Origin of the sequence: Deinococcus sp. AJ005 (genome assembly GCF_009017495.1) — a bacterium.
In the GTDB taxonomy this organism is placed as follows: Bacteria; Deinococcota; Deinococci; order Deinococcales; family Deinococcaceae; genus Deinococcus.
In genome coordinates this window covers 1,029,851-1,047,992 of the sequence record NZ_CP044990.1, presented here as the reverse complement: position 1 = coordinate 1,047,992, position 18,142 = coordinate 1,029,851, and the positions used below count along the sequence as shown (strand labels likewise).

The following is an 18,142-nucleotide window of genomic DNA, read 5'->3' as shown; positions in this document are numbered from 1 at the left end:
GCTCAGGCCGTCAGAATCAACGGCTTGCCCCCAGTGATCATGACCGTATGTTCAAAATGCGCGGCCAGCCCGCCATCGGTGGTGCTGAGGGTCCAGCCGTCACGCAAAGTTTTGACCCGGTGGGAGCGGCCCGTGGACACCATCGGCTCAATGGCAATGACCAGACCCTCGTGCAGCTTCTTCCGGTCTGCCGGACGGTAATAGTTCGGCACGTTGGGTTCCTCGTGGATGGCGCGGCCCACCCCATGCCCGAACAGTTCCCGCAGCACCGTGAAGCCCCGGCGTTTCACCTCGTTTTCCACAGCCCGCCCGATGGCGTTGACCGGATGGCCCGCCTTCGCGGCGGACAGGGCCGCTTCAAGCGCGGCCTCGGTGCATTCGATCAGACGCATGGCAACAGGTGAAGCGGGGGGAACGGCCACCGTCACCGCAGCGTCCGCAATATAGCCATCCACGAACGGCGTGACATCAATGCTCACCACGTCCCCGGCGGCCAATGGGCGCGACGTGGGAAGGCCATGAACGATGTCGTCGTTGACGCTGATAAAGACATTGACAGGCGCGTCGTAGGTCATGCGCGGGGCAGAGCTGGCCCCGTACTGCCTGAAGACCTGTCCCGCCAGGGCATCAAGTTCGGCGGGGGTCACGCCGGGTTCAATGGCGGCTTTGAGCGTGCGGAGCGTCTCGGCCACCACGAATCCTGCGCGTTTCATGCCTTCCAGTTCGGCCTCGGTGGTAATGGTCATGGTTTATTTTAGGTCCTCGCAACAGGCCGCATGTACGGCTTCAATCTGCTTGAATGCCCACATGTTCACCATTCGCCACGCCCGGCCCAGTGACCACGACGCGCTGTACCGCATCTGCCTGGAAACGGCGGACAGCGGCGCGGATGCCACCCACATCTACCGCGATCCGATGCTGGTAGGCCACATCTATGCCGCGCCGTATCTGGCTTACGCACCCGCCTTCGCCTTCGTGCTGGAGGATGAGAAGGGCGTCTGCGGCTACGTCATCGGCGCACTCAACACGCGCGAGTTTGAGGCGACGCTGGAGCGCGAGTGGTGGCCGGACCTCCGCGCCCAGTACGCCGATCCCACCGACATTCCCGCTGCCAAGCGCACCCCGGACGAACGCCTCGCCCGCCTGATCCACCGCCCGAATACAGCCCCGCAGAGCATCTTGGACGCCTATCCCTCGCACCTGCACATCGATCTTCTGCCGCGCGGGCAAGGCGGCGGCAATGGGCGGCGCATGCTGGAACGGCTCTTTATGGCTCTCAGAGAAGCGGGTTCCCCCGGCGTCCATCTGGGCGTGGGCGGCAGCAACACGCGCGCCATCGGTTTCTACCGTCACCTGGGCTTTCAGGAACTGGCGCGGGAGGCCAGCGGTTCTCTACTCCTGGGGCTAAAGCTGTAGCGCTCCACTTTTACCGCTGCTGATCACGCACCGCCGCCAGCGTTTCCTCGAACTCGTCCAGGAATTCGTCTTCCAGCAGGCGGTCCCGGATCAATGCGTCCTGCTCGGTGGTGGCCTGCTCACGGGTCCAGCGCACGCGGGCCTGCCGCGCGCCGCTGACATTGCCCTTGCCTGCAATAAAACGCGCGGCGTGGCGCACGGCCTCGTGCGGATCGTCGGTGGGCGCGGTCACGCTCAGGTTTCGCAGGCCGCCGTGATCGTTGACCAGCGAGGACGTGACCTCCACCCGCATCCCTTTGCGCGCCAGGAACACCTGATCCACACGCCACATGCTGGTGGCGCGAATCGGCTCGGACGCGGCGGAACGGACGGGACGGCGGCGGGGCATAGGGCTTAAAGCTCCGGGGCCACGGCCTGTGGGTGCCGCCATTCGCGGGCCGCGTCCAGACCCAGCAACACGCGGCCTGCGCCCTCGGCCAGAGCTTCCACTTCCAGTTCGCCGGGAATGACCAGCACCGGAGCAATCCAGGCCACCCGGCGCTCGATGCGGTCTACCAGTTCGTCCCAGCGGGCAATGCCGCCCGTGATCACCAGCGCGTCGGGGCGGCCTGTCAGTGCGCCGGTCTGCTCGCCCAGCGCCTTGCACACCTGATGCACGAAGGCGGCGGCGGCGGCCTGCACGGCGGGATCGCTGACCAGCCGGGCCTCCAGATCCTTGAGGTTTGAACTGCCCGCCAGCGACAGGAATCCGCCCGCGCCGGACAATTGACGCAAGGCGGCTGCCTCGCCCTCCTCTCGGGCCAGTTTCAGTAGCATACGGGCGGGCAGCGGGCCACTTTGCACCGCGCCCAGCGGGCCGCCATCTGTGCCCGTCCCGGTGGTGTCCACCGCGCGGCCCTTCTCGAAAGCGGTCACGCTGGTGGTGGCCCCCAGATGCGCCACCACGATGCGGGCCTCCTGGAGTCTCTTGCCCACATCGTGGGCGGCGCGGCGGGCCACCACGCGCACGTTCAGGGCGTGAAACTGGGCGTGACGGCGCAGGCCCTTCACTCCGGTTTCACGCGCCTCTGGCAGCAGTTCGTCCACGCTCTGGGGGTCCACCACGAAAGCAGGCACGCCGTATTCCCCGGCCAGCGCCAGGGCCAGTGGGCCGCCCAGATTGGGCGGATAATACGCGCCCTCGCCCTGCACGGCAAATTCAGCCATCTCCGGTGTGACGCGGTAGGTCCCCGCCGCCACCCGCCCGATCAATCCGCCGCGCCCGACGATGGCGTCCGGGGCGGGCCAGCCAGCGGTCAGCTTCTGAATCTCCGACGACAGCATTGGCAAGTCTGCCGCCGCGGGCGGGGCGTCCAGTGTCAACTCGGCACGGGTCAGAGCCAACTGCAACTGCCCCGGCAGCGCAGAATTCAGACTCGGGGCGATGCTGGCACAGGCGAGCTTGATCCCGCTGGTTCCTGGATTGATCACATAGACGATCACAACGCCGCAGAATAGCAGAGGCCCAGCACAGAATGTCCCAATCGTGAGCAAGAAGTGAGGCCCAGGCAGCGGCCCGGACCCCAGCGCCAGTTTCAGTCAGCTTTCACAAAGTTCAGTTGCTCGGTTCGATCAGCCCGTAGTGCCCGTCCTTGCGGCGGTAGACCACCCCGGTCAGGCCAGAGGTCATGTTGGAAAACACGTAGAAGTCATGGCCCAGCGCTTCCATCTGCACCACAGCGTCCTCTGCGCTCATGGGGCGCAGGTCAAAACGCTTCTGGCGCACGATCTCGGGTTTGAATTCGCCCACATCGTCCATTCCGGCGTTCACGTCCGCCTCGGCAGGACCGGGGGCAGGCGTCGGTGCGGCCTCATGGCGCGCCTTCATATAACGGGTCTTGAATTTGCGGAGCTGACGCTCCAGCACGTCGCTGGCCTTGTCGATGGCGGCGTACATGTCGGCGTGGTGTTCCTCGGCACGGATGATGCCGTGGGGAACGTTGAGCTGCACCTCCACGCGGTTGCGGCGCGTGGAGTCCCGGACATCCCTTACTGTCAGCGTGACCCGCGCGTCGGTAATGGATTCGCTGTAGCGGTCCAGTCGCGTGAGCTTTTCCTCGACGTAGTCGCGCATGGCGTCCGTGACGTCGACGTTCCGGCCAGACAGTTTGTAGATATGCACAGCTTTCACCCATCCTTTGCCCGGAAGGGTGAAAAGTGGCCTTCCGGTCCTCCTCACTCTAGCCCGCCCCGCCCGGTGTTGTCCGGCGAAGTCTTCATAGCGCCTACACCCACGCTGGGGGTATGGTGGAGGGCGACAGTGGACCGAGCAGGAAAAGGGGAATACCCCAGCACAGTTAAGATCTGACCCGGGACAGAGCGGCTGACCAGACCATTCTGAAACCGCCTGGCGCAGTATCATTGCCCCATGAAGGTGGACCGACAGGAGCAGGACGAGGCCCGGCGTGACCGCATCGCCCGCGCCGCCTTCGAGCTGTTCGCCCGCAGCGGTCTGGAGGCCACCAGTGCCCAGGACATCGCCCGCGCGGCCTTTGTGAGCCGCACCAATCTGTACCGATACTTTCCCAGCAAAGTGCATATGCTGCTGGCCCACTTCGACAAGGCCGTGCAGGCCAGCCGTGACGACGCCCTGGAACGCCTGCATGCCGGGGCCAACCCGCAACTGGTCTGGGACAAGGTGATGGCCCGCATGGCCGATCTGGGCGTGCGCTACCGCCATCTGGTGGGCGCGGTGGGGCAGGCGGTGCTGGGCGCAGGGCCTCAATCGGGCGACACACAGCCGAAATCTCCGCTGTCGTTCCCGGCCCGCCTCGCTCCCGTCGACGGCCTCAAGACGGCATTGACGCTGGGCGCGCTGGTAGAACCCGTGCTGCTGGCCATGCAGGCCCAGGGCCGCCTGCGCCCGGACGTGAATGTCGCCACGCTGAGTGCCCTGCTGGTGGACGCCTGCCTGCTGGCCCTGCTGCACGGCGGCCACCGCGATCAGCGCGAGGTGCTGCGCGACTGGCAGGACCGGTTCAGCCTGCTGATGTACGGCGCACTGGCCCCCGGCGCGGTGATTGAGGGCGCGCGGGACTGACGAAGCTTCTGCCTGGAACAGCGCGCCGACTGCCTGTAGCCCTGCCTAGTTCCGTGAAAACCAGACCAGAATGAACACCCAACACACCACGCTCAGGCCCACGCTGAGCAGCAGATAGGTTCTGAGCCACGGGCGAGTCTCCACGAACTGCGGACTGACGACGGCGGCCAGCAGCACAAAGAGGGCGGGCGTGACCAGCAGGGCGGGCAGGGTGATCAGGCTGGGATAGATGAACCCGGCCCACAGCAGCGTGAAAATCAGCAGCGCCCCCGCCGCTGAGAGCAGGCGCAGTTGCAGGGCCAGCTCGAAGGACAGGCGGGCAGGTTTGCGGGACATGACCACAGTTTAATCGCCCGGCACGGCCCGCACCCGGTCAAGTCCGGTCAAGTCAAGCCCCACCCTGCCCCTTCCCCTCCGGCAGGGCGCGCTATGCTCCCTGCTGTTTATGTACTTGGTGATTGAAGGCCCCATCGGGGTGGGAAAAACGAGCCTGTCCCGGCGGCTCTCGGCACGCTACGGCGCGGAACTGAATCTGGAAGTGGTGGAGGAAAACCCCTTCCTGGCCCGCTTTTATGAGCAGCCGGACGCTTACGCTTTTCAGGTGCAGGTCTTCTTTTTGCTGTCGCGTTTCAAGCAGCTCTCGGCGCTGGCCCAGCCAGGGCTGTTCAGCGGCAACGTGGTCAGCGACTACCTGTTCGCCAAGGATTTCATCTTTGCGGCCATGAACCTCAAGGACGCCGAATTCGCGCTGTACAAGGACCTGTACTCGCACCTGTCGCCCAGATTGCCCACCCCTGATCTGGTGGTCTACCTGCGCGCCGACACGGATGAGCTGCTGCGCCGGATTGCCCGCCGGGGCCGTCCCTTCGAGCAGGACATGCAGGCCGGGTATCTGGCCGAGCTGACCGCCCGCTACGACGAGTATTTCCGCACTTATGATCACCCGCTGCTGACCGTGCAGGCCGGGGACATCGACTTCGTGGGCAACGCTGAACACGAGGAACTGATCCTGGCCCGCGTCCATGAGGCGCTGACGGCTGGGCAGGCGGCGGACTGATGCGCCGCACGCTGCGCTGGACACGGGGAGGGAGCTGATGTACCTGGCCGTCTCCGGCAACATCGGCAGCGGGAAAAGCACGCTGACGCGCATGCTCTCGGAGCGCTACGGGCTGCGGCCTGTCTACGAACCCTACGCCGACAACCCGTATCTGGAAGATTTTTACCGCGACATGCGGCGCTACTCGTTCCACTCGCAGATCTACTTTCTGTCGCGCCGACTGGAGCAGCACCTGAATCTGGTGACGGGGGCACGCTACGTCATCCAGGACCGCACCGTGTTCGAGGACGCCAGCATCTTTGCCCGCAACCTGTTCGAGAGCGGCCAGATGGAGGCGCGCGACTGGGCCACCTACTGCGGGCTGTACGAGGGGATTTTGCCCGCCCTGCGCGTGCCGGACCTGCTGATCCACATCGACGCGGGCCTGCCCACGCTGCGCCGCCGGATTGCCCTGCGCGGACGCAGTTACGAGCAGGACATCCCCGACGTCTATCTGGCGGGCCTGAACCGTCTGTACGACGCCTGGATCACGGAGTTCGACGCCTGCCCGGTGCTGCGCGTGCCGGGTGACGAACTGGATTTCGTGGCCGATCCGGGGGCCTTTGGGCGTGTCTGCGAGCGCGTCCAGGCGCACGGCTTCGGCCTGCCGCTGCTGCGCTGAAAAACCAGATTTGAAAGTCTGAGCAATTTTATCGATCAATTAATCCATCGTCCCAAACCATTCTTACATTGTCCCATAAATGCTCGTTATCAATTTGCAGATATTCTTCAAGAGTTCCAAATGCTCCAATAACATAATCCATGAATCGATCATCAAGTATATCATGTAATATATATGTTAATATATTTGATTTATTGCCATTCAGATCTCTAAACCTTGATCCCACTTTTATATCTTTCATTAAGTCTAAATCTTTTCCTAAATTAGAGTCTTTAATTCTACACATTAAAATAGCACACTCTTTTATAAACTCAAATGCCCTATCTTTTCCAGGATTAATACCATTATGTACACAATTATTCCTAATTTTAATAAATTTTTCGGGCAAAATAAATGGAGAAACACCTTCTAAAGCGCAGATGAGAACAAAGGCACCGATTCTTCGCTCCGATAACTTACTGATCGATTTGATATTAATAGAAAATTTCACTCCAGCATCTGTAAATTGCCGCTTTAAACCATAAGCTCGAATCACTTCGCCATACATATTCTCTAATGCCGCCTGCGCGTCAATTGTTGCTTCTCTGTAGAAGCCCTTCTCAAATGCTAGGAAGGCATAGCTTAGTGTTAATTGATAGTTGAACGAACTAGAAAGCACGACAACAGTGTGACCCCTTGAACATATCGCCAGGTCAGATTCAGTTCCCATATCATTTATTGCGACACTAAGGGTATTGTCCTGCTTAGGTCCGCCAAATTCTTCAAAACATTTAGGACAGAAAAACTTAGCTCGCATAAGGCTGGCCTGCCTCCTTCACAATTTTTTTACCCTACGAACTAAATAATCTCTAATCTCGGAAATTTTGCCACAAAACTAATGTTGTCAGGCTCTCCCCTATTTTCCCTTGCGAGTCAACTGGTACAACGTGTAACCGTTAAAAACGGCCAGCACCAGACTGACAATAGCCAGCGGCCAGTTGCTGGTGGTCACGAAACGAATGGTCAGGATGCCCCAGCCACACACCAGCGCCGTGACCAGCCAGACGCGCCAGACGGGAGCGTTCATGCTTGAAACCTCATGCACCCATCCTAGCGTTCAGGACGCGGGACATGGGTTGTCGGCCAACAGTCGCGGGGCATAGCGCTCTGTCTGTCCGCTTATTTGCCCAGGCTGGAGGCCAGTGCCTCCTGCACCGCCGCTGCCGCATTCAGCGTGCCGCTGCCACAGGTGCGGGCTGGGGCCGGGTCACAACGCCCGCCGGGAAACGGGGTGGCGGTGCGGATCAGCAGGGCGCGAAGCTGCGTGGGCGTCAGGCGGGGGCGCACGCTCAGGAGGAGACTGGCAACTCCAGCCACATGTGGGGCAGCCATGCTGGTGCCGTTTGGGCTGCGCTCGCCTCCCGGCCCACTCAGGCTGCTGACGGGAACGCCGTGGCCAGTCTCCCCTCCCGGCGCGGCGAGGGCGACACTGCGGCCCCAGTTGGCGTAATCGGGGCGCGTGCCCTGTTGCGTGGCGCTGGTCACGGTCAGCACGTTGCGGCAGCCCGCAGGCGAATAGCCGGAGGCGTCCGCACCGTCGTTGGCGGCCCCTACCACGATCAGCACGCCCTTTGCATTCACGGCGCTGACCGCATTCTGGATGCGCGCGTCGCAGCCGGTCAGCGGAATGAAGTCCGCGAACAGACTCAGGTTCAGCACTTTTGCTGGATTGGGATTGGCCGGAACGCCCGGCACTGGGATTCCCGCCGCCCAGCGCAGCCCATCGGCCAGATCCTGCGGATCGATCAGGCCGTCAGTGCCCGCCACCCGCACCTGCACGATGCGCGCCGCCGGGTTGATGCCCGCCATCCCCCGCCCGTCGTGCGCAGCGGCGATGATGTTGGCCACCACCTCGCCGTGATAGGCGAACTGGCCCACCCCGGAGGCGTCTATGTCACGCCCGTCGCCGTCCCCGGCCCGCGCGGGATCATGCACGAAATCGTAACCATTCACCACGCGCCCAGCCAATTCCGGCGAGCTAACGAATCCGGTGTCCAGCACGGCCACCGTAACGGAAATTGCTTTGGGTATACCGCCCTTCTGCACCACTTCTGGCAGCAGCGCCCACGCCTGCGGCATGCCAATCGTGGTCATGTCCCACTGCCGGGTGAACAGCGGGTCAGCGGGCCGGTAGACGGCGGGCGGAACTGGAACGGGTTTGGGTGGTGTGGGGATGGACGGAGGCGCACCCGGCAACGGCACCAGCGGAGGCGCGGTCTGCGAACGGGGCGGGGTTGTGGGCGCGATTTCCAGAAGCGGCTGGGGTGCTGGTGTCTGCACTGGCGGGGGCTTGACGGCTGGAGGCTTTGGGGCCAGAGGCCTGGGAACGGGTGCCGTCTGCCCCGGCGGCAGCGCAGGAATGTTGCCCGGTGCGGCGGCCTGCCCCCCCACACTCAGCAGGGCGGCGCACAGCAGCGGCAACGTCAGGAGGGACAGCTTCACGCCCACAGTCTGCCGCCTGTGCCTGATGCCCGGCTGAGGAACTGGTTTCGGTAAGGGCGCTAGCATCCGGTCCATGACTCCAAAATCCCCTTCCGAGCGCCGCGTGGTGGTCCTCACGGGCGCGTCCAGTGGCATCGGGCTGGCGACGGCCCGCGAACTGGCGGCGCGCGGGCACGCGCTGTTGCTGGCCGCCCGCCGCGAGGATCAACTGGCCGCCCTGGCCCGCAAACTCGATCCCAGCGGCTCACGCGTGATCGCCGTCCCCACCAACGTGACCGACGCCAATTCACGCAAAGCCCTGATCGCCGCCGCCCACGCGCACTTCGGGCGTATCGACGTGCTGATCAACAATGCCGGGGTCACGGTGGAGCAGGGCTGGTGGTGGGACGATCCCGATCCGCTGCGCGTGATCCGCGTGAATCTGGAAGCGCCCATTGAACTGGTGCGGCTGGTGCTACCGGAAATGCGCTCGCGGGGCAGCGGGCATATCGTCAACATCGGCTCGGTGGCAGGGCGGGCGGCCACCAACGGCATGTACAGTGCCAGCAAATTCGGGATACGCGGCTTCTCGCACGGCCTGCGGCGAGAGCTGCTGGGCAGTGGCGTGGACGTCAGCCTGATCTCGCCCGGCTTTGTGAAAAGTGAGATGACCGCCCGCGCCCGCCTGCCGATGCCGGGGCCGGAAGTGGTGGCCCGCGCCGTGGCTGGGGTGCTGGTGCGTCCGCGCCGCGAAGTAACCGTGCCGGGGATTTACCGCGCTGTGGCGCTGCTGGACAGCCTGCTACCGGGGCTGGCGGACCGCATCGTGCGGCGGGTAGTGATTGAGCGGCGGTACGGGAGCCGCTGAGTAGAACGTTGCGTCCATCCCACACCACGGCTGTCCTCTGGTGAGCAGGCATCAGAAAGCCCTCTTCAAAGCGAGAGGGCTTTCTGAGAAATCTCTTCAATCCTGAGTGTCTGGCTTCTCTTTCCGTTCTGCCGCCGCCTTCAGCCGCCCCGCTTCCCGCGCCGCCTGGGTCAGCAGATACTCGATCTGGGCGTTGACGCTTCGCAGGTCATCGGCGGCCCAGCGCTCCAGCGCTGCGTACAGTTCGGGGCTGATTCGCAGGGGGTAGTTCTTCCTTGCCATGCGTGCCTCCTCTGCCTACAGGGGCGCGCTAGTACAGGCTTCCGGCGTTCACGATAGGCTGCGTGCCGCGCTCGCTGGTCAGGACCACCAGCAGATTGCTGACCATCTGGGCCTTGCGTTCCTCGTCCAGTTCCACGATGTTCTGTTCGGCCAGCTCACGCAGGGCCATCTGCACCATGCCCACCGCGCCCTGCACGATCTGCGCTCTGGCGGCGATGATGGCGCTGGCCTGCTGGCGCTGGAGCATGGCCCCGGCGATTTCCGGCGAGTAAGCCAGATGCGACAGGCGGGCTTCCAGCACTTCCACCCCAGCGTGGCGCAGGCGGGCAGCCAGTTCGCGGCCCAGCGCCTCGGCCACCTCGTCGGCGTTGCCGCGCAGGCTCATCCCACTTTCCTCGTAGTTGTCGTAGGGATACTGCGAGGCCAGGTGGCGCAGGGCCGTCTCGGACTGGATGGCAACGAATTCGGCGTAGTCCTCGACATCAAAGGTGGCCCGCGCCGAATCCACCACGCGCCACACGATCACGGCGGCGATCTCGATGGGGTTGCCCGACAGATCGTTGACCTTCAGCCGCTCGGAGTTGAAGTTGCGGATTCGCAGCGACACGTTCTTGCGAATGGTGAGCGGATTGGTCCAGTACATGCCGTTGCGCCGCTCGGTGCCCACGTAGCGCCCGAACAGGGTCAGCACCTTGGCCTGGTTGGGCTGCACGATGAAAAACCCGATCACAGCGAAGAACAGCAGGACGCCCAGCACCACGCTCAGCAGGAATTGTCCCGCCACCAGCAGCCACACCGCCGCCGCCACCAGCGCCAGCCACAGCACAAAGATCGGCACGCCCGGCAAGCCGAAAGCGGCACGTTCCACGCTCGCCACGCCATTGCGTGTGGAGATTCCACCTTCCGGTCCAACAGCTTCGAGGGCTTTCTTCAGTTCACTCATACCGTTTCCCTCCTCTCAGGGTGATATCACTCTGATACGAGGGTGGGACTGGAAAGTTCCCGGTCAACTGAAGCGCGCAGGCCAGGACAACACGGGCAGCTTTCCCGCCGCCAGAAGCAGCAGAAAAGACGGGGCCGTCCAGCACCCCGTCTCCCCTGTTTCCATCTCTAGCGCCCGGTCTGTTGCAGCGTCCGCTTAAGCAGCGTGACCTTCACGTCCACGCTCTTCTTGTTGCGCCATACGCGCAGGGTCACGGTCTGGCCGGGGCGTTTGGTGGCCACCAGCCGGGTCACGTCAAAGGAGTTCGTCACGCGCACGCCGTCCACCGCCACGATGATGTCGCCCAGCGGGGCCAGCAACTGATCGCTGCTGTTGCGCAGGCTGCCGCGCAGGCCCGCGCGGGCGGCGGCGCTTCCGGCAGGCACATCCATCACCAGCGCGCCTTCCGAGCTGGAGAGGCCCGCGAGCTGGCGCAGGGCCGGGGGAAGGGTGTCCAGATTCACCAGCGTGGCCCCCAGCGTGCCGCGCTGCGGAACCCCGATCTTCTCCAGATCGTCCAGACTCTGCTTGACGATGTCACCGGGAATGGCGATGCCGATCACGCCGGGCACAAGGTTGTTGGGCGCGGCGTTGGCATCGGCCACGCCCACCACCAGCCCGCGCGAATCCAGGATCGGGCCGCCGCTGTTGCCCTGCTGGATGCTGGCCGTGGTCATCAGATACTCGCCGATCTCGCCGCCCAGGTTGTCGTTGCGCGGCACGTTGTCCGCGCTGGCCATCACGCTGAAGATGCCGGTGCTGACGAAGTTGGGAATCTTGAGGGGCGTGCCCATCGCGGTCAGCTTCTGCCCCGGAATCAGGCGGGCGCTATTGCCAAAGCTCAGGGTTTTGGGGGCGGTCACGCCGGTCACACGCAGGATGGCGATGTCGATGCCCGGATCGACGCCCTCGATCTTGGCGGACACCTTGCGCCCGTTGTACAGCGTGACACTCAGCGAGTCCTGAAACTCGATGACGTGGTAGTTGGTCACGATCAGGTCTTTCTTGTAAAAAAAGCCGGTGCCCGTCTCGATGGGATCGTCGCCAGGCTGCAACTGATCGCGCTGAAGGCGGTTGTCGATCCGTACCACCGCTTGCAGGGCGTTCTGCGTGACCTCCACCGTGTTGATCTCGTCTGGCGTGACCAGGGCGCGCTGGGCGCTGACCCGGCCCGAGACATACGCGCCCGCCACCGCCGCGCTCAGCAGCAGGGCAACGCCTATAGCGCGGGCGGCGTTCACCCCTCGCCGCCGCCCTTGCTCTTGCTTTCGCTCTTGCCGCCGCTCTCGGCTTTGGGCGCGGGCTTGCTCTCGCCGCCGCCGCTGCTCTCGGACTTCTCGCGGGGGCGCGAATCGTTGGCGTAAAAGCCGCTGCCCTTAAAGGCGATGCTGGGCCGCGCCAGCACACGCTTGACCGCCGCGCCCGTCTCGGGGTGCACGGTGTAGGCGTCGTCGCGCATGCTCTGGCGCAACTCGTAGATTTCTCCGGTGTCGATGTTCTTGTACAGGTAGGTGGGCATGGGCAGAGGTTCCTTGGGGCAGAGGTGGGCGAGATCGAAGGATCAGGGGTGCGCGGAGGGCATTGCTCAGCAGGCCCCAGATTTACGGGCACAGACTTACAGGCACAGCCTAGCAAGCGCAGCCGGGGACAAACGGCAGACTGTCTCACTCCCGACTCTGTTTCCCCTCCATTACCCACCCCCTAGCGTCATCTGAGCAACACACTCAGCAGAGGCGGCAGGCGGGTGTTATGATCTATCCGCAAACCCTTCTCATGCCGGGGGACTTTGTACCAACAGGGCAGCGCAAGGCCCACCCAGACTGTGCGGGTGGGAAACGAGGTGGAGGTCAGCGAGTGTTCTGCGGATGCCTCCAGGTGTGGGCGACACCTACCCGCCGTGTCTGTATCAAGCAGATGCGGGAAGTTCGGCGATAAACCCCAGCGGCAACGTGGGAATAAGGCCGAACACGCCACACAAAACCAAACAGGCATCCCCGTCTTTTGTGAAAGCAGGCGGGCAGGAGTTCTTATGTGTGGAATCGTGGGTTATATCGGCGGGCGTCAGGCCCAGGACGTGTTGATCTCGGGCCTCTCCAAGCTGGAATACCGGGGCTACGACAGCGCGGGCGTGGCGATTGGCGACGGCGGCTCTATCGCGGTCATGAAGAAGGCGGGCAAGCTGGCCAACCTGGAAGCGGAGTTAGAAGGCCACCCACTGAGCGGCACGCTGGGCATCGGGCACACGCGTTGGGCCACGCACGGGCTGCCCAACGACACCAACGCGCACCCGCACGCCACCGAGGACGGCAGGATCGTCATCATCCACAACGGCATCATCGAGAATTACCTGAAGCTGAAAGAGGCCCTGATGTCGCGCGGCCACGAGTTCAAGAGCGAGACCGACTCTGAGGTGCTGGCCCACCTGATCGAGGAAGCTTACAGCGGCGACCTGTACGAGGCGGTTCGCACGGCGCTGGGACAGGTGCGCGGCGCTTACGGCATCGTGGTCACGCACGTCGATCACCGCGAGATCGTCGCGGCCCGCACGGTCAGCCCCCTGGTGATGGGCGTCGGCGAGGGCGAGATGTTCCTGGCCTCGGACGTGCCTGCGCTGCTGGCCTACACCCGCAAGATGGTCTTCCTGCACGACGGCGACATGGTGGTCATGAACGACGACGGCTTCCGCATCACCGATCTGGAAGGCAACGAGCAGACGCGCGAGATCGAGCATATCGACTGGGACGCCGAGGCCGCCGAGAAGGGCGGGTACGACACCTACATGCTCAAGGAAATCTACGAGCAGCCCACCGCCCTGACCAACACCCTGATTGGCCGCCTGCACGACGACACGGGCGAGGTCAATCTGGACATCAACCTCGATCCTTCCTCGTTCAAGCGCATCAGCATCATCGCCTGCGGCACCGCCTTTTACGCCGGACTGGTGGGCGAGTACCTGATTGAGCAACTGGCGCGCATTCCGGTGGAAGTGGATGTGGCCAGCGAGTACCGTTACCGCAACCCACTGGTATCCGAGAACACGCTGGCGATTGTGGTCAGCCAGTCGGGCGAGACGATTGACACACTGGAAGCCCTGCGCGAGGCCAAGAAGCACGGCGCGAAAACGCTGGGCGTGATCAATGCCAAGGGCAGCAGCATGACCCGCGAGCTGGACGACACCTTGTACATCCACGCCGGGCCGGAAATCGGAGTGGCCAGCACCAAGGCGTACACCTCGATGGTCAGCGCCTTCGTGATGCTCGCACTCTGGCTGGGCCGGGCACGCGGCACTTTAAGCGAGGAACAGGGGGCGGAACTGCTCAAGGCCACCCGCGAACTGCCCCGGCTGGTGGAGGAAGCGCTGGCCCCGGAGCGCGTGGAGGCGATCAAGGCCGTGGCTGAGAAGTATGCTCACGCCCGCGACTATCTGTTCCTGGGGCGCGGCGTCAATAGCCCCACGGCCTATGAGGGCGCGCTGAAGCTCAAGGAAATCAGCTACATCCACGCCGAGGCGTATGCAGCCGGTGAAATGAAGCACGGCCCGATTGCGCTGATCGATTCCAACCTCCCCGTGGCCGTGATCGCCACCGAGAGCCGCCTGCTGGAAAAGACCATCAGCAACGTGCAGGAAGTGCGCGCCCGCGCCGGGAAGGTCATCCTGTTTCTGAGCGACGGAGACACCGAGAATGCCCGCCACGGCGACGACGTGATCTATGTGCCCCGCGCCCACGAGATGGTCAGTCCGGTGGTGAACGCCGTGGCAATGCAACTGCTGGCCTACTTCACGGCCACGGCGCTGGGCAAGGACGTGGATAAGCCACGCAACTTGGCGAAATCAGTGACAGTGGAGTAGTTCAAAAATTACGAGTGATGGAGGGGAGTGGCTTCGCAGGAATGTGCGGGGCCACTTCCTCAGCTAGGTTCAGTGCAGGGTTGGCACTTCAGGCGCGGCGAGTAGTTGACAGCGCAGACGCCCCCAGCGCCCGGTATTCAGGCTCACGTCTCCCGGCAGCGTCACCCCCGCCTCGGCGCGCGTTCCCTCCAGCACATCGGGCCTGCGCCGCCGTGCCAACTCGTAGACGCTCTTGCGCTCGGTGGCAATATGTAGCACCTCATCGGTGATCTGGAGCGCGTGCGCCACCGCCAGCGCAATCATCGGCGCAATGATATCCACGTAATCCTGCCCGGTGAACACGTCACTGTAGGCCACCGAGTACTGAAACTCGCGCGGGCGAAAGCTGGTGCGCAGGATCAGGTGGCGCTGTGCAGTGCGGGCGGCTTCCTCGGCCACCAGTTTGCTCAGGGCGTAGAAATTGACCACTGGGCCGGGCGTGTCGTCCTCACTATAATTCCCAGTTTCGCCGCTGAATACGTAATCTGTGCTGATCTGGACCAGCTTCGCGCCCGCAGCATTGGCTGAGTGCGCCATGTGGCGGGTGCCGCCGACGTTGACCGCCCAACACTGGTCCCGGTTGCGCTCTGCGCCGCCCACGTCGGTGTAGGCCGCCGCGTGGACAATCACATCAGGGCGCTCACGGCGTACCACGGCCACGACCTGTGTGATGTCGGTGATGTCCATTTCCGCAGAAGTGGGGGCCACGGTCTCGGCTCCCAGCTCGGGCAGCAGGGCGCGCAGTTCGGTGCCCAGCCGTCCCCCGCTCCCAGTCAGCAGCACTTTCATCCCCGATCCTCGGCCCACAACTCAGCCCCGAAGTGGTCCCAGGGCAGGCGGCCCTCGTTGGGATCATTCGCATTGAACTGCGCGTCCATCGTGTACAGCAATGTCGCGCCTGTCTCGCCTGCCTGGTAACCGTGCGCCACGCCGCTTGGAATATGCACCAGCATGGGCTGCTCGCCGCTGAGGACCAGCTTGCGCTTCACGCCCTGTGTGGAACTGCCCGCCCGGCAATCCACCAGCCAGATCACCAGTCGCCCGCTCAGCACACACCAGATTTCGTTCTGCTCCCCCTTGACGTGAATATGAAAAGCATTGATCCGTCCGGCGGCGGCCCACGACACGCTGATCTGGCGCGGGGTGAGCTGGCCGGGCAGGCCCTGAACACCCGCGTCATCCAGGCGCAGGTATTCCATGAATGCGCCGTTCTCGCTGCGGTTCTTTTTCAGGGCCTGGACCCACACACCATCAATCTGCGGCGCAGGCGGATAGGTCTCGAAGGTCAGGGCCGCCAGGGCGGACGCGGTCAGGGGAATGGTCAGCTCGGGGCGGTCAGGCAGGTCAGTCATGGGCGGCTCCGCGTTTCCTGGGCAAGCTTGAGGAGGTACTGACCATAGCGGTTCCTGGCGAGTTTGTGTGCCTGTTCCAGCAGCATCCCGGTGCTGATCCAGCCCGATCTCCAGGCGATTTCCTCGGGCGCGGCCACCTTGAGGCCCTGGCGGTGTTCGATGGTCTGGATAAACAGGCTGGCCTCCAGCATGCTCTCGTGCGTGCCCGTGTCCAGCCACGCGAAGCCCCGGCGCATCACCCGCACGTCCAGCAGCCCCTCTTGCAGGTAAAGGTTATTGATGTCCGTGATTTCCAGTTCACCGCGCGCCGAGGGCCGGATGCGCCGCGCCAGTTCCGTGACCCGCTCGTCATAGAAGTACAGCCCCGTCACCGCAAAGTCCGATTTGGGACGCTCGGGCTTTTCCTCGATGGACAGGGCGCGGCCCGCATCGTCGAATTCCACCACACCGTAGCGCTCCGGGTCACTGACCTGATAGGCGAACACCGTTGCCCCCTCAGTCTTCTGGCCCGCCGAGGTCATCAGGTCCGACAGGTCGTTGCCGTAAAAAATGTTGTCGCCCAGGATCAGGGCGCTGTCATGGCCGCGCACGAACTCCTCGCCGATCAGAAACGCCTGCGCCAGCCCGCCGGGTTCGGGCTGCACGGCATATTCAAGCCTCAGGCCCCACTGTGTGCCGTCGCCTAGCAACTGTTTGAAACGCGGGGTGTCCTCGGGCGTGCTGATCACCAGGATTTCACGGATGCCGCCCAGCATCAGGGTGGTCAGCGGGTAATAGATCATCGGCTTGTCGTAAATCGGCAGCAGTTGCTTGCTGACCGCCAGCGTCGCCGGATACAGCCGCGTGCCGCTGCCCCCGGCCAGGATGATGCCCCGCCGTTTAGATTCCGGGGCAGTCATGGTTCTAACCCGGCCAGCCGCTCGGCGTACTGCCTATCGTAATACTCGCGGAACTCACCGCTGCGGATGGGTTCCCACCAAGTCTGATTCTCGGCATACCACTTCGCCGCTTCGGCCACCGCTTCCTTCGGATCGTATTTTGGCTGCCAGCCCACAGCCTTCAGTTTGTCCACGTTCATGCTGTAACGCCGATCATGGCCAGGCCGATCCGTGACATGCCGGATCAGATCATGGCTCTTACCCAGCGTGTCCAGCACGATATCCACCATGTCCAGATTGGTCATCTCGCGTCCGGTCCCGATGTTGTAGACCTCACCGATCTGGCCGTGCAGCAAAACGGTTTCGATGCCCGTGCAGTGGTCATAGACATGGGCGTAATCCCGCATGTGCAACCCGTCACCGTAGACCGGAATCGGCTCGCCCAGAATGGCGTTGGTGGCAAACAGCGGCACGGCTTTTTCGGGGTACTGGTACGGCCCCACGTTGTTGGCCCCGCGCGTGATGGTCACGGGCAGGCCATAGGTGATGGCATACGCCCCCACCAGTTGATCGGCGGCGGCCTTGCTGGCAGCGTAAGGACTGCGTGGCAACAGGGGATCGGTCTCCATACTCTGATGATCGTCGCGGACGTGGCCGTAGACCTCATCGGTGCTGATGTGGTGCAGGCGCAGGCCCAGCTCGCGGGCCACTTCCAGCAAGACATGCGTGCCACGCACGTTGGTATCGGTGAAGACCAGCGGTCCCAGGATCGACTGATCCACATGGGTCTCGGCGGCAAAATTGACGACCAGATCAATCTTTTCCTGCTGGCAGGTGGACCGGACCAGATCCTGATCGCCGATGTCGCCCACCACCAGCAAGAGACGGGGATCGTCCCACAGGTCCGCCAGATTTTCCCGGCGGCCCGCATAGGTCAGTTTGTCGTAGACCACCACACGGCTTTCAGGATGCTGGCCCAGCCAGTAGCGCACGAAGTTGCTGCCGATAAAGCCGCAGCCTCCCGTAACCAGAAGCCTGCTGGAAAGGTTGTCAGTCGTCATGCTTCCGAGAGTAAGGCCAGGACCATCCGTTTGGGGCGAAGCGGCTGCCCCAGCTTCCCGAACAACCACACGCCTGGCCCAGACACACTGGCCCGGCACCTCCCCGCACGCTGGCAGATCAAGAATGCAGCAGAGAAAGACCGACGGTTTCCAGAGA

The 18,142-nt window shown here is 63.5% G+C and carries 22 protein-coding genes; 6 read left to right on the top strand and 16 right to left on the bottom strand.

The annotated features are described in order from the left end of the window. Nucleotides 1-2: 2 nt before the first annotated feature. Nucleotides 3-746: a type I methionyl aminopeptidase gene (gene map / locus DAAJ005_RS06980; protein ID WP_151846482.1), complete on the bottom strand. Its 744-nt coding sequence runs from the start codon at nucleotides 744-746 to the stop codon at nucleotides 3-5. Between the two features lie 61 nt (nucleotides 747-807). Here map and DAAJ005_RS06975 point away from each other — a divergent pair, with 61 nt between their 5' ends. Beyond that, nucleotides 808-1,416, top strand: a complete 609-nt coding sequence (locus DAAJ005_RS06975) for an N-acetyltransferase (RefSeq protein WP_151846481.1) — start codon at nucleotides 808-810, stop codon at nucleotides 1,414-1,416. 10 nt (nucleotides 1,417-1,426) lie between these two features. Here DAAJ005_RS06975 and DAAJ005_RS06970 read toward each other — a convergent pair whose 3' ends face one another. The 3 genes from DAAJ005_RS06970 to hpf all read right to left on the bottom strand — a co-directional run bounded on the left by DAAJ005_RS06970 (nucleotide 1,427) and on the right by hpf (nucleotide 3,577). Next, nucleotides 1,427-1,804 carry a hypothetical protein gene (locus tag DAAJ005_RS06970; RefSeq protein WP_151846480.1) on the bottom strand — a complete coding sequence of 126 codons (378 nt, stop codon included), beginning with the start codon at nucleotides 1,802-1,804 and terminating at the stop codon, nucleotides 1,427-1,429. A gap of 5 nt (nucleotides 1,805-1,809) precedes the next feature. Beyond that, the gene (locus tag DAAJ005_RS06965; RefSeq protein ID WP_151846479.1) at nucleotides 1,810-2,898 is read right to left on the bottom strand and encodes a butyrate kinase; all 1,089 of its coding nucleotides are present in this window, start codon (nucleotides 2,896-2,898) and stop codon (nucleotides 1,810-1,812) included. Between the two features lie 112 nt (nucleotides 2,899-3,010). Continuing rightward, entirely contained in the window at nucleotides 3,011-3,577 is a 567-nt protein-coding gene (gene hpf / locus DAAJ005_RS06960) for a ribosome hibernation-promoting factor, HPF/YfiA family (protein WP_151848439.1), read from the bottom strand. Nucleotides 3,578-3,823: 246 nt separating this feature from the next. On the opposite strand from hpf, the gene DAAJ005_RS06955 reads away from it, so the two are divergent. Continuing rightward, complete coding sequence (locus DAAJ005_RS06955) at nucleotides 3,824-4,495, top strand: helix-turn-helix domain-containing protein (protein ID WP_151846478.1); 672 nt, start codon at nucleotides 3,824-3,826, stop codon at nucleotides 4,493-4,495. 45 nt (nucleotides 4,496-4,540) lie between these two features. On the opposite strand, the gene DAAJ005_RS06950 is transcribed toward DAAJ005_RS06955, so the two are convergent. After that, nucleotides 4,541-4,831 carry a hypothetical protein gene (locus DAAJ005_RS06950; RefSeq protein ID WP_151846477.1) on the bottom strand — a complete coding sequence of 97 codons (291 nt, stop codon included), beginning with the start codon at nucleotides 4,829-4,831 and terminating at the stop codon, nucleotides 4,541-4,543. A 109-nt stretch (nucleotides 4,832-4,940) separates the two neighbouring features. Here DAAJ005_RS06950 and DAAJ005_RS06945 point away from each other — a divergent pair, with 109 nt between their 5' ends. Together DAAJ005_RS06945 and DAAJ005_RS06940 are read left to right on the top strand one after the other, a co-directional pair. Next, a complete protein-coding gene (locus DAAJ005_RS06945) occupies nucleotides 4,941-5,552 on the top strand; it encodes a deoxynucleoside kinase (RefSeq protein WP_151846476.1) in 612 nt (203 codons plus the stop codon). A gap of 37 nt (nucleotides 5,553-5,589) precedes the next feature. Continuing rightward, nucleotides 5,590-6,213 carry a deoxynucleoside kinase gene (locus DAAJ005_RS06940; protein WP_151846475.1) on the top strand — a complete coding sequence of 208 codons (624 nt, stop codon included), beginning with the start codon at nucleotides 5,590-5,592 and terminating at the stop codon, nucleotides 6,211-6,213. A 28-nt stretch (nucleotides 6,214-6,241) separates the two neighbouring features. Here DAAJ005_RS06940 and DAAJ005_RS06935 read toward each other — a convergent pair whose 3' ends face one another. The 3 genes from DAAJ005_RS06935 to DAAJ005_RS06930 form a co-directional block, all read right to left on the bottom strand. Then, entirely contained in the window at nucleotides 6,242-7,009 is a 768-nt protein-coding gene (locus tag DAAJ005_RS06935) for a hypothetical protein (protein ID WP_151846474.1), read from the bottom strand. Between the two features lie 99 nt (nucleotides 7,010-7,108). Then, nucleotides 7,109-7,279: a hypothetical protein gene (locus DAAJ005_RS18895; RefSeq protein ID WP_192930891.1), complete on the bottom strand. Its 171-nt coding sequence runs from the start codon at nucleotides 7,277-7,279 to the stop codon at nucleotides 7,109-7,111. A 92-nt stretch (nucleotides 7,280-7,371) separates the two neighbouring features. Then, complete coding sequence (locus DAAJ005_RS06930) at nucleotides 7,372-8,688, bottom strand: S8 family serine peptidase (RefSeq protein WP_370519818.1); 1,317 nt, start codon at nucleotides 8,686-8,688, stop codon at nucleotides 7,372-7,374. Between the two features lie 79 nt (nucleotides 8,689-8,767). Between DAAJ005_RS06930 and DAAJ005_RS06925 the strand changes: the two genes are divergently transcribed. Continuing rightward, a complete protein-coding gene (locus DAAJ005_RS06925) occupies nucleotides 8,768-9,541 on the top strand; it encodes an SDR family oxidoreductase (protein ID WP_151846473.1) in 774 nt (257 codons plus the stop codon). A gap of 96 nt (nucleotides 9,542-9,637) precedes the next feature. Here the strand turns inward: DAAJ005_RS06925 and DAAJ005_RS06920 are convergent, their stop codons facing one another. The 4 genes from DAAJ005_RS06920 to DAAJ005_RS19430 all read right to left on the bottom strand — a co-directional run bounded on the left by DAAJ005_RS06920 (nucleotide 9,638) and on the right by DAAJ005_RS19430 (nucleotide 12,324). Further along, complete coding sequence (locus DAAJ005_RS06920; protein WP_151846472.1) at nucleotides 9,638-9,823, bottom strand: hypothetical protein; 186 nt, start codon at nucleotides 9,821-9,823, stop codon at nucleotides 9,638-9,640. Nucleotides 9,824-9,851: 28 nt separating this feature from the next. Further along, a complete protein-coding gene (locus tag DAAJ005_RS06915) occupies nucleotides 9,852-10,766 on the bottom strand; it encodes an SPFH domain-containing protein (protein WP_151846471.1) in 915 nt (304 codons plus the stop codon). A gap of 167 nt (nucleotides 10,767-10,933) precedes the next feature. Further along, nucleotides 10,934-12,046 carry a S1C family serine protease gene (locus DAAJ005_RS06910; RefSeq protein ID WP_151846470.1) on the bottom strand — a complete coding sequence of 371 codons (1,113 nt, stop codon included), beginning with the start codon at nucleotides 12,044-12,046 and terminating at the stop codon, nucleotides 10,934-10,936. Beyond that, nucleotides 12,043-12,324 carry an FmdB family transcriptional regulator gene (locus DAAJ005_RS19430; RefSeq protein ID WP_370519785.1) on the bottom strand — a complete coding sequence of 94 codons (282 nt, stop codon included), beginning with the start codon at nucleotides 12,322-12,324 and terminating at the stop codon, nucleotides 12,043-12,045. The genes DAAJ005_RS06910 and DAAJ005_RS19430 overlap by 4 nt, the downstream gene beginning before the upstream one ends. Before the next feature lie 510 nt (nucleotides 12,325-12,834). Between DAAJ005_RS19430 and glmS the strand changes: the two genes are divergently transcribed. Beyond that, nucleotides 12,835-14,655 (top strand): glutamine--fructose-6-phosphate transaminase (isomerizing), encoded by a 1,821-nt coding sequence (gene glmS / locus DAAJ005_RS06900; protein ID WP_151846469.1) that lies wholly within the window; start codon nucleotides 12,835-12,837, stop codon nucleotides 14,653-14,655. 69 nt (nucleotides 14,656-14,724) lie between these two features. On the opposite strand, the gene DAAJ005_RS06895 is transcribed toward glmS, so the two are convergent. The 4 genes from DAAJ005_RS06895 to rfbB are packed head-to-tail and all read right to left on the bottom strand — an operon-like array spanning nucleotide 14,725 to nucleotide 17,985. Beyond that, entirely contained in the window at nucleotides 14,725-15,483 is a 759-nt protein-coding gene (locus DAAJ005_RS06895) for an NAD(P)-dependent oxidoreductase (protein ID WP_151846468.1), read from the bottom strand. Further along, on the bottom strand, nucleotides 15,480-16,046 hold the full coding sequence (locus DAAJ005_RS06890; RefSeq protein ID WP_151846467.1) for a dTDP-4-dehydrorhamnose 3,5-epimerase family protein: 567 nt from the start codon (nucleotides 16,044-16,046) through the stop codon (nucleotides 15,480-15,482). The genes DAAJ005_RS06895 and DAAJ005_RS06890 overlap by 4 nt, the downstream gene beginning before the upstream one ends. Then, nucleotides 16,043-16,945: a glucose-1-phosphate thymidylyltransferase RfbA gene (gene rfbA, locus DAAJ005_RS06885; RefSeq protein WP_151846466.1), complete on the bottom strand. Its 903-nt coding sequence runs from the start codon at nucleotides 16,943-16,945 to the stop codon at nucleotides 16,043-16,045. The genes DAAJ005_RS06890 and rfbA overlap by 4 nt, the downstream gene beginning before the upstream one ends. Next, nucleotides 16,942-17,985 (bottom strand): dTDP-glucose 4,6-dehydratase, encoded by a 1,044-nt coding sequence (gene rfbB / locus DAAJ005_RS06880; RefSeq protein WP_151846465.1) that lies wholly within the window; start codon nucleotides 17,983-17,985, stop codon nucleotides 16,942-16,944. Before rfbB ends, rfbA begins: the two co-directional genes overlap by 4 nt. Between the last annotated feature and the right edge of the window lie 157 nt (nucleotides 17,986-18,142).

What these genes read in the sequence shown, in the direction of transcription:
- map (WP_151846482.1), bottom strand. Translation starts at nt 746, where the DNA reads ATGACCATTACCACCGAGGCCGAACTGGAAGGCATGAAACGCGCAGGA.
- DAAJ005_RS06975 (WP_151846481.1), top strand. Translation starts at nt 808, where the DNA reads ATGTTCACCATTCGCCACGCCCGGCCCAGTGACCACGACGCGCTGTAC.
- DAAJ005_RS06970 (WP_151846480.1), bottom strand. Translation starts at nt 1,804, where the DNA reads ATGCCCCGCCGCCGTCCCGTCCGTTCCGCCGCGTCCGAGCCGATTCGC.
- DAAJ005_RS06955 (WP_151846478.1), top strand. Translation starts at nt 3,824, where the DNA reads ATGAAGGTGGACCGACAGGAGCAGGACGAGGCCCGGCGTGACCGCATC.
- DAAJ005_RS06950 (WP_151846477.1), bottom strand. Translation starts at nt 4,831, where the DNA reads ATGTCCCGCAAACCTGCCCGCCTGTCCTTCGAGCTGGCCCTGCAACTG.
- DAAJ005_RS06945 (WP_151846476.1), top strand. Translation starts at nt 4,941, where the DNA reads ATGTACTTGGTGATTGAAGGCCCCATCGGGGTGGGAAAAACGAGCCTG.
- DAAJ005_RS06940 (WP_151846475.1), top strand. Translation starts at nt 5,590, where the DNA reads ATGTACCTGGCCGTCTCCGGCAACATCGGCAGCGGGAAAAGCACGCTG.
- DAAJ005_RS06935 (WP_151846474.1), bottom strand. Translation starts at nt 7,009, where the DNA reads ATGCGAGCTAAGTTTTTCTGTCCTAAATGTTTTGAAGAATTTGGCGGA.
- DAAJ005_RS18895 (WP_192930891.1), bottom strand. Translation starts at nt 7,279, where the DNA reads ATGAACGCTCCCGTCTGGCGCGTCTGGCTGGTCACGGCGCTGGTGTGT.
- DAAJ005_RS06925 (WP_151846473.1), top strand. Translation starts at nt 8,768, where the DNA reads ATGACTCCAAAATCCCCTTCCGAGCGCCGCGTGGTGGTCCTCACGGGC.
- DAAJ005_RS06920 (WP_151846472.1), bottom strand. Translation starts at nt 9,823, where the DNA reads ATGGCAAGGAAGAACTACCCCCTGCGAATCAGCCCCGAACTGTACGCA.
- DAAJ005_RS06915 (WP_151846471.1), bottom strand. Translation starts at nt 10,766, where the DNA reads ATGAGTGAACTGAAGAAAGCCCTCGAAGCTGTTGGACCGGAAGGTGGA.
- DAAJ005_RS19430 (WP_370519785.1), bottom strand. Translation starts at nt 12,324, where the DNA reads ATGCCCACCTACCTGTACAAGAACATCGACACCGGAGAAATCTACGAG.
- glmS (WP_151846469.1), top strand. Translation starts at nt 12,835, where the DNA reads ATGTGTGGAATCGTGGGTTATATCGGCGGGCGTCAGGCCCAGGACGTG.
- DAAJ005_RS06895 (WP_151846468.1), bottom strand. Translation starts at nt 15,483, where the DNA reads ATGAAAGTGCTGCTGACTGGGAGCGGGGGACGGCTGGGCACCGAACTG.
- DAAJ005_RS06890 (WP_151846467.1), bottom strand. Translation starts at nt 16,046, where the DNA reads ATGACTGACCTGCCTGACCGCCCCGAGCTGACCATTCCCCTGACCGCG.
- rfbA (WP_151846466.1), bottom strand. Translation starts at nt 16,945, where the DNA reads ATGACTGCCCCGGAATCTAAACGGCGGGGCATCATCCTGGCCGGGGGC.
- rfbB (WP_151846465.1), bottom strand. Translation starts at nt 17,985, where the DNA reads ATGACGACTGACAACCTTTCCAGCAGGCTTCTGGTTACGGGAGGCTGC.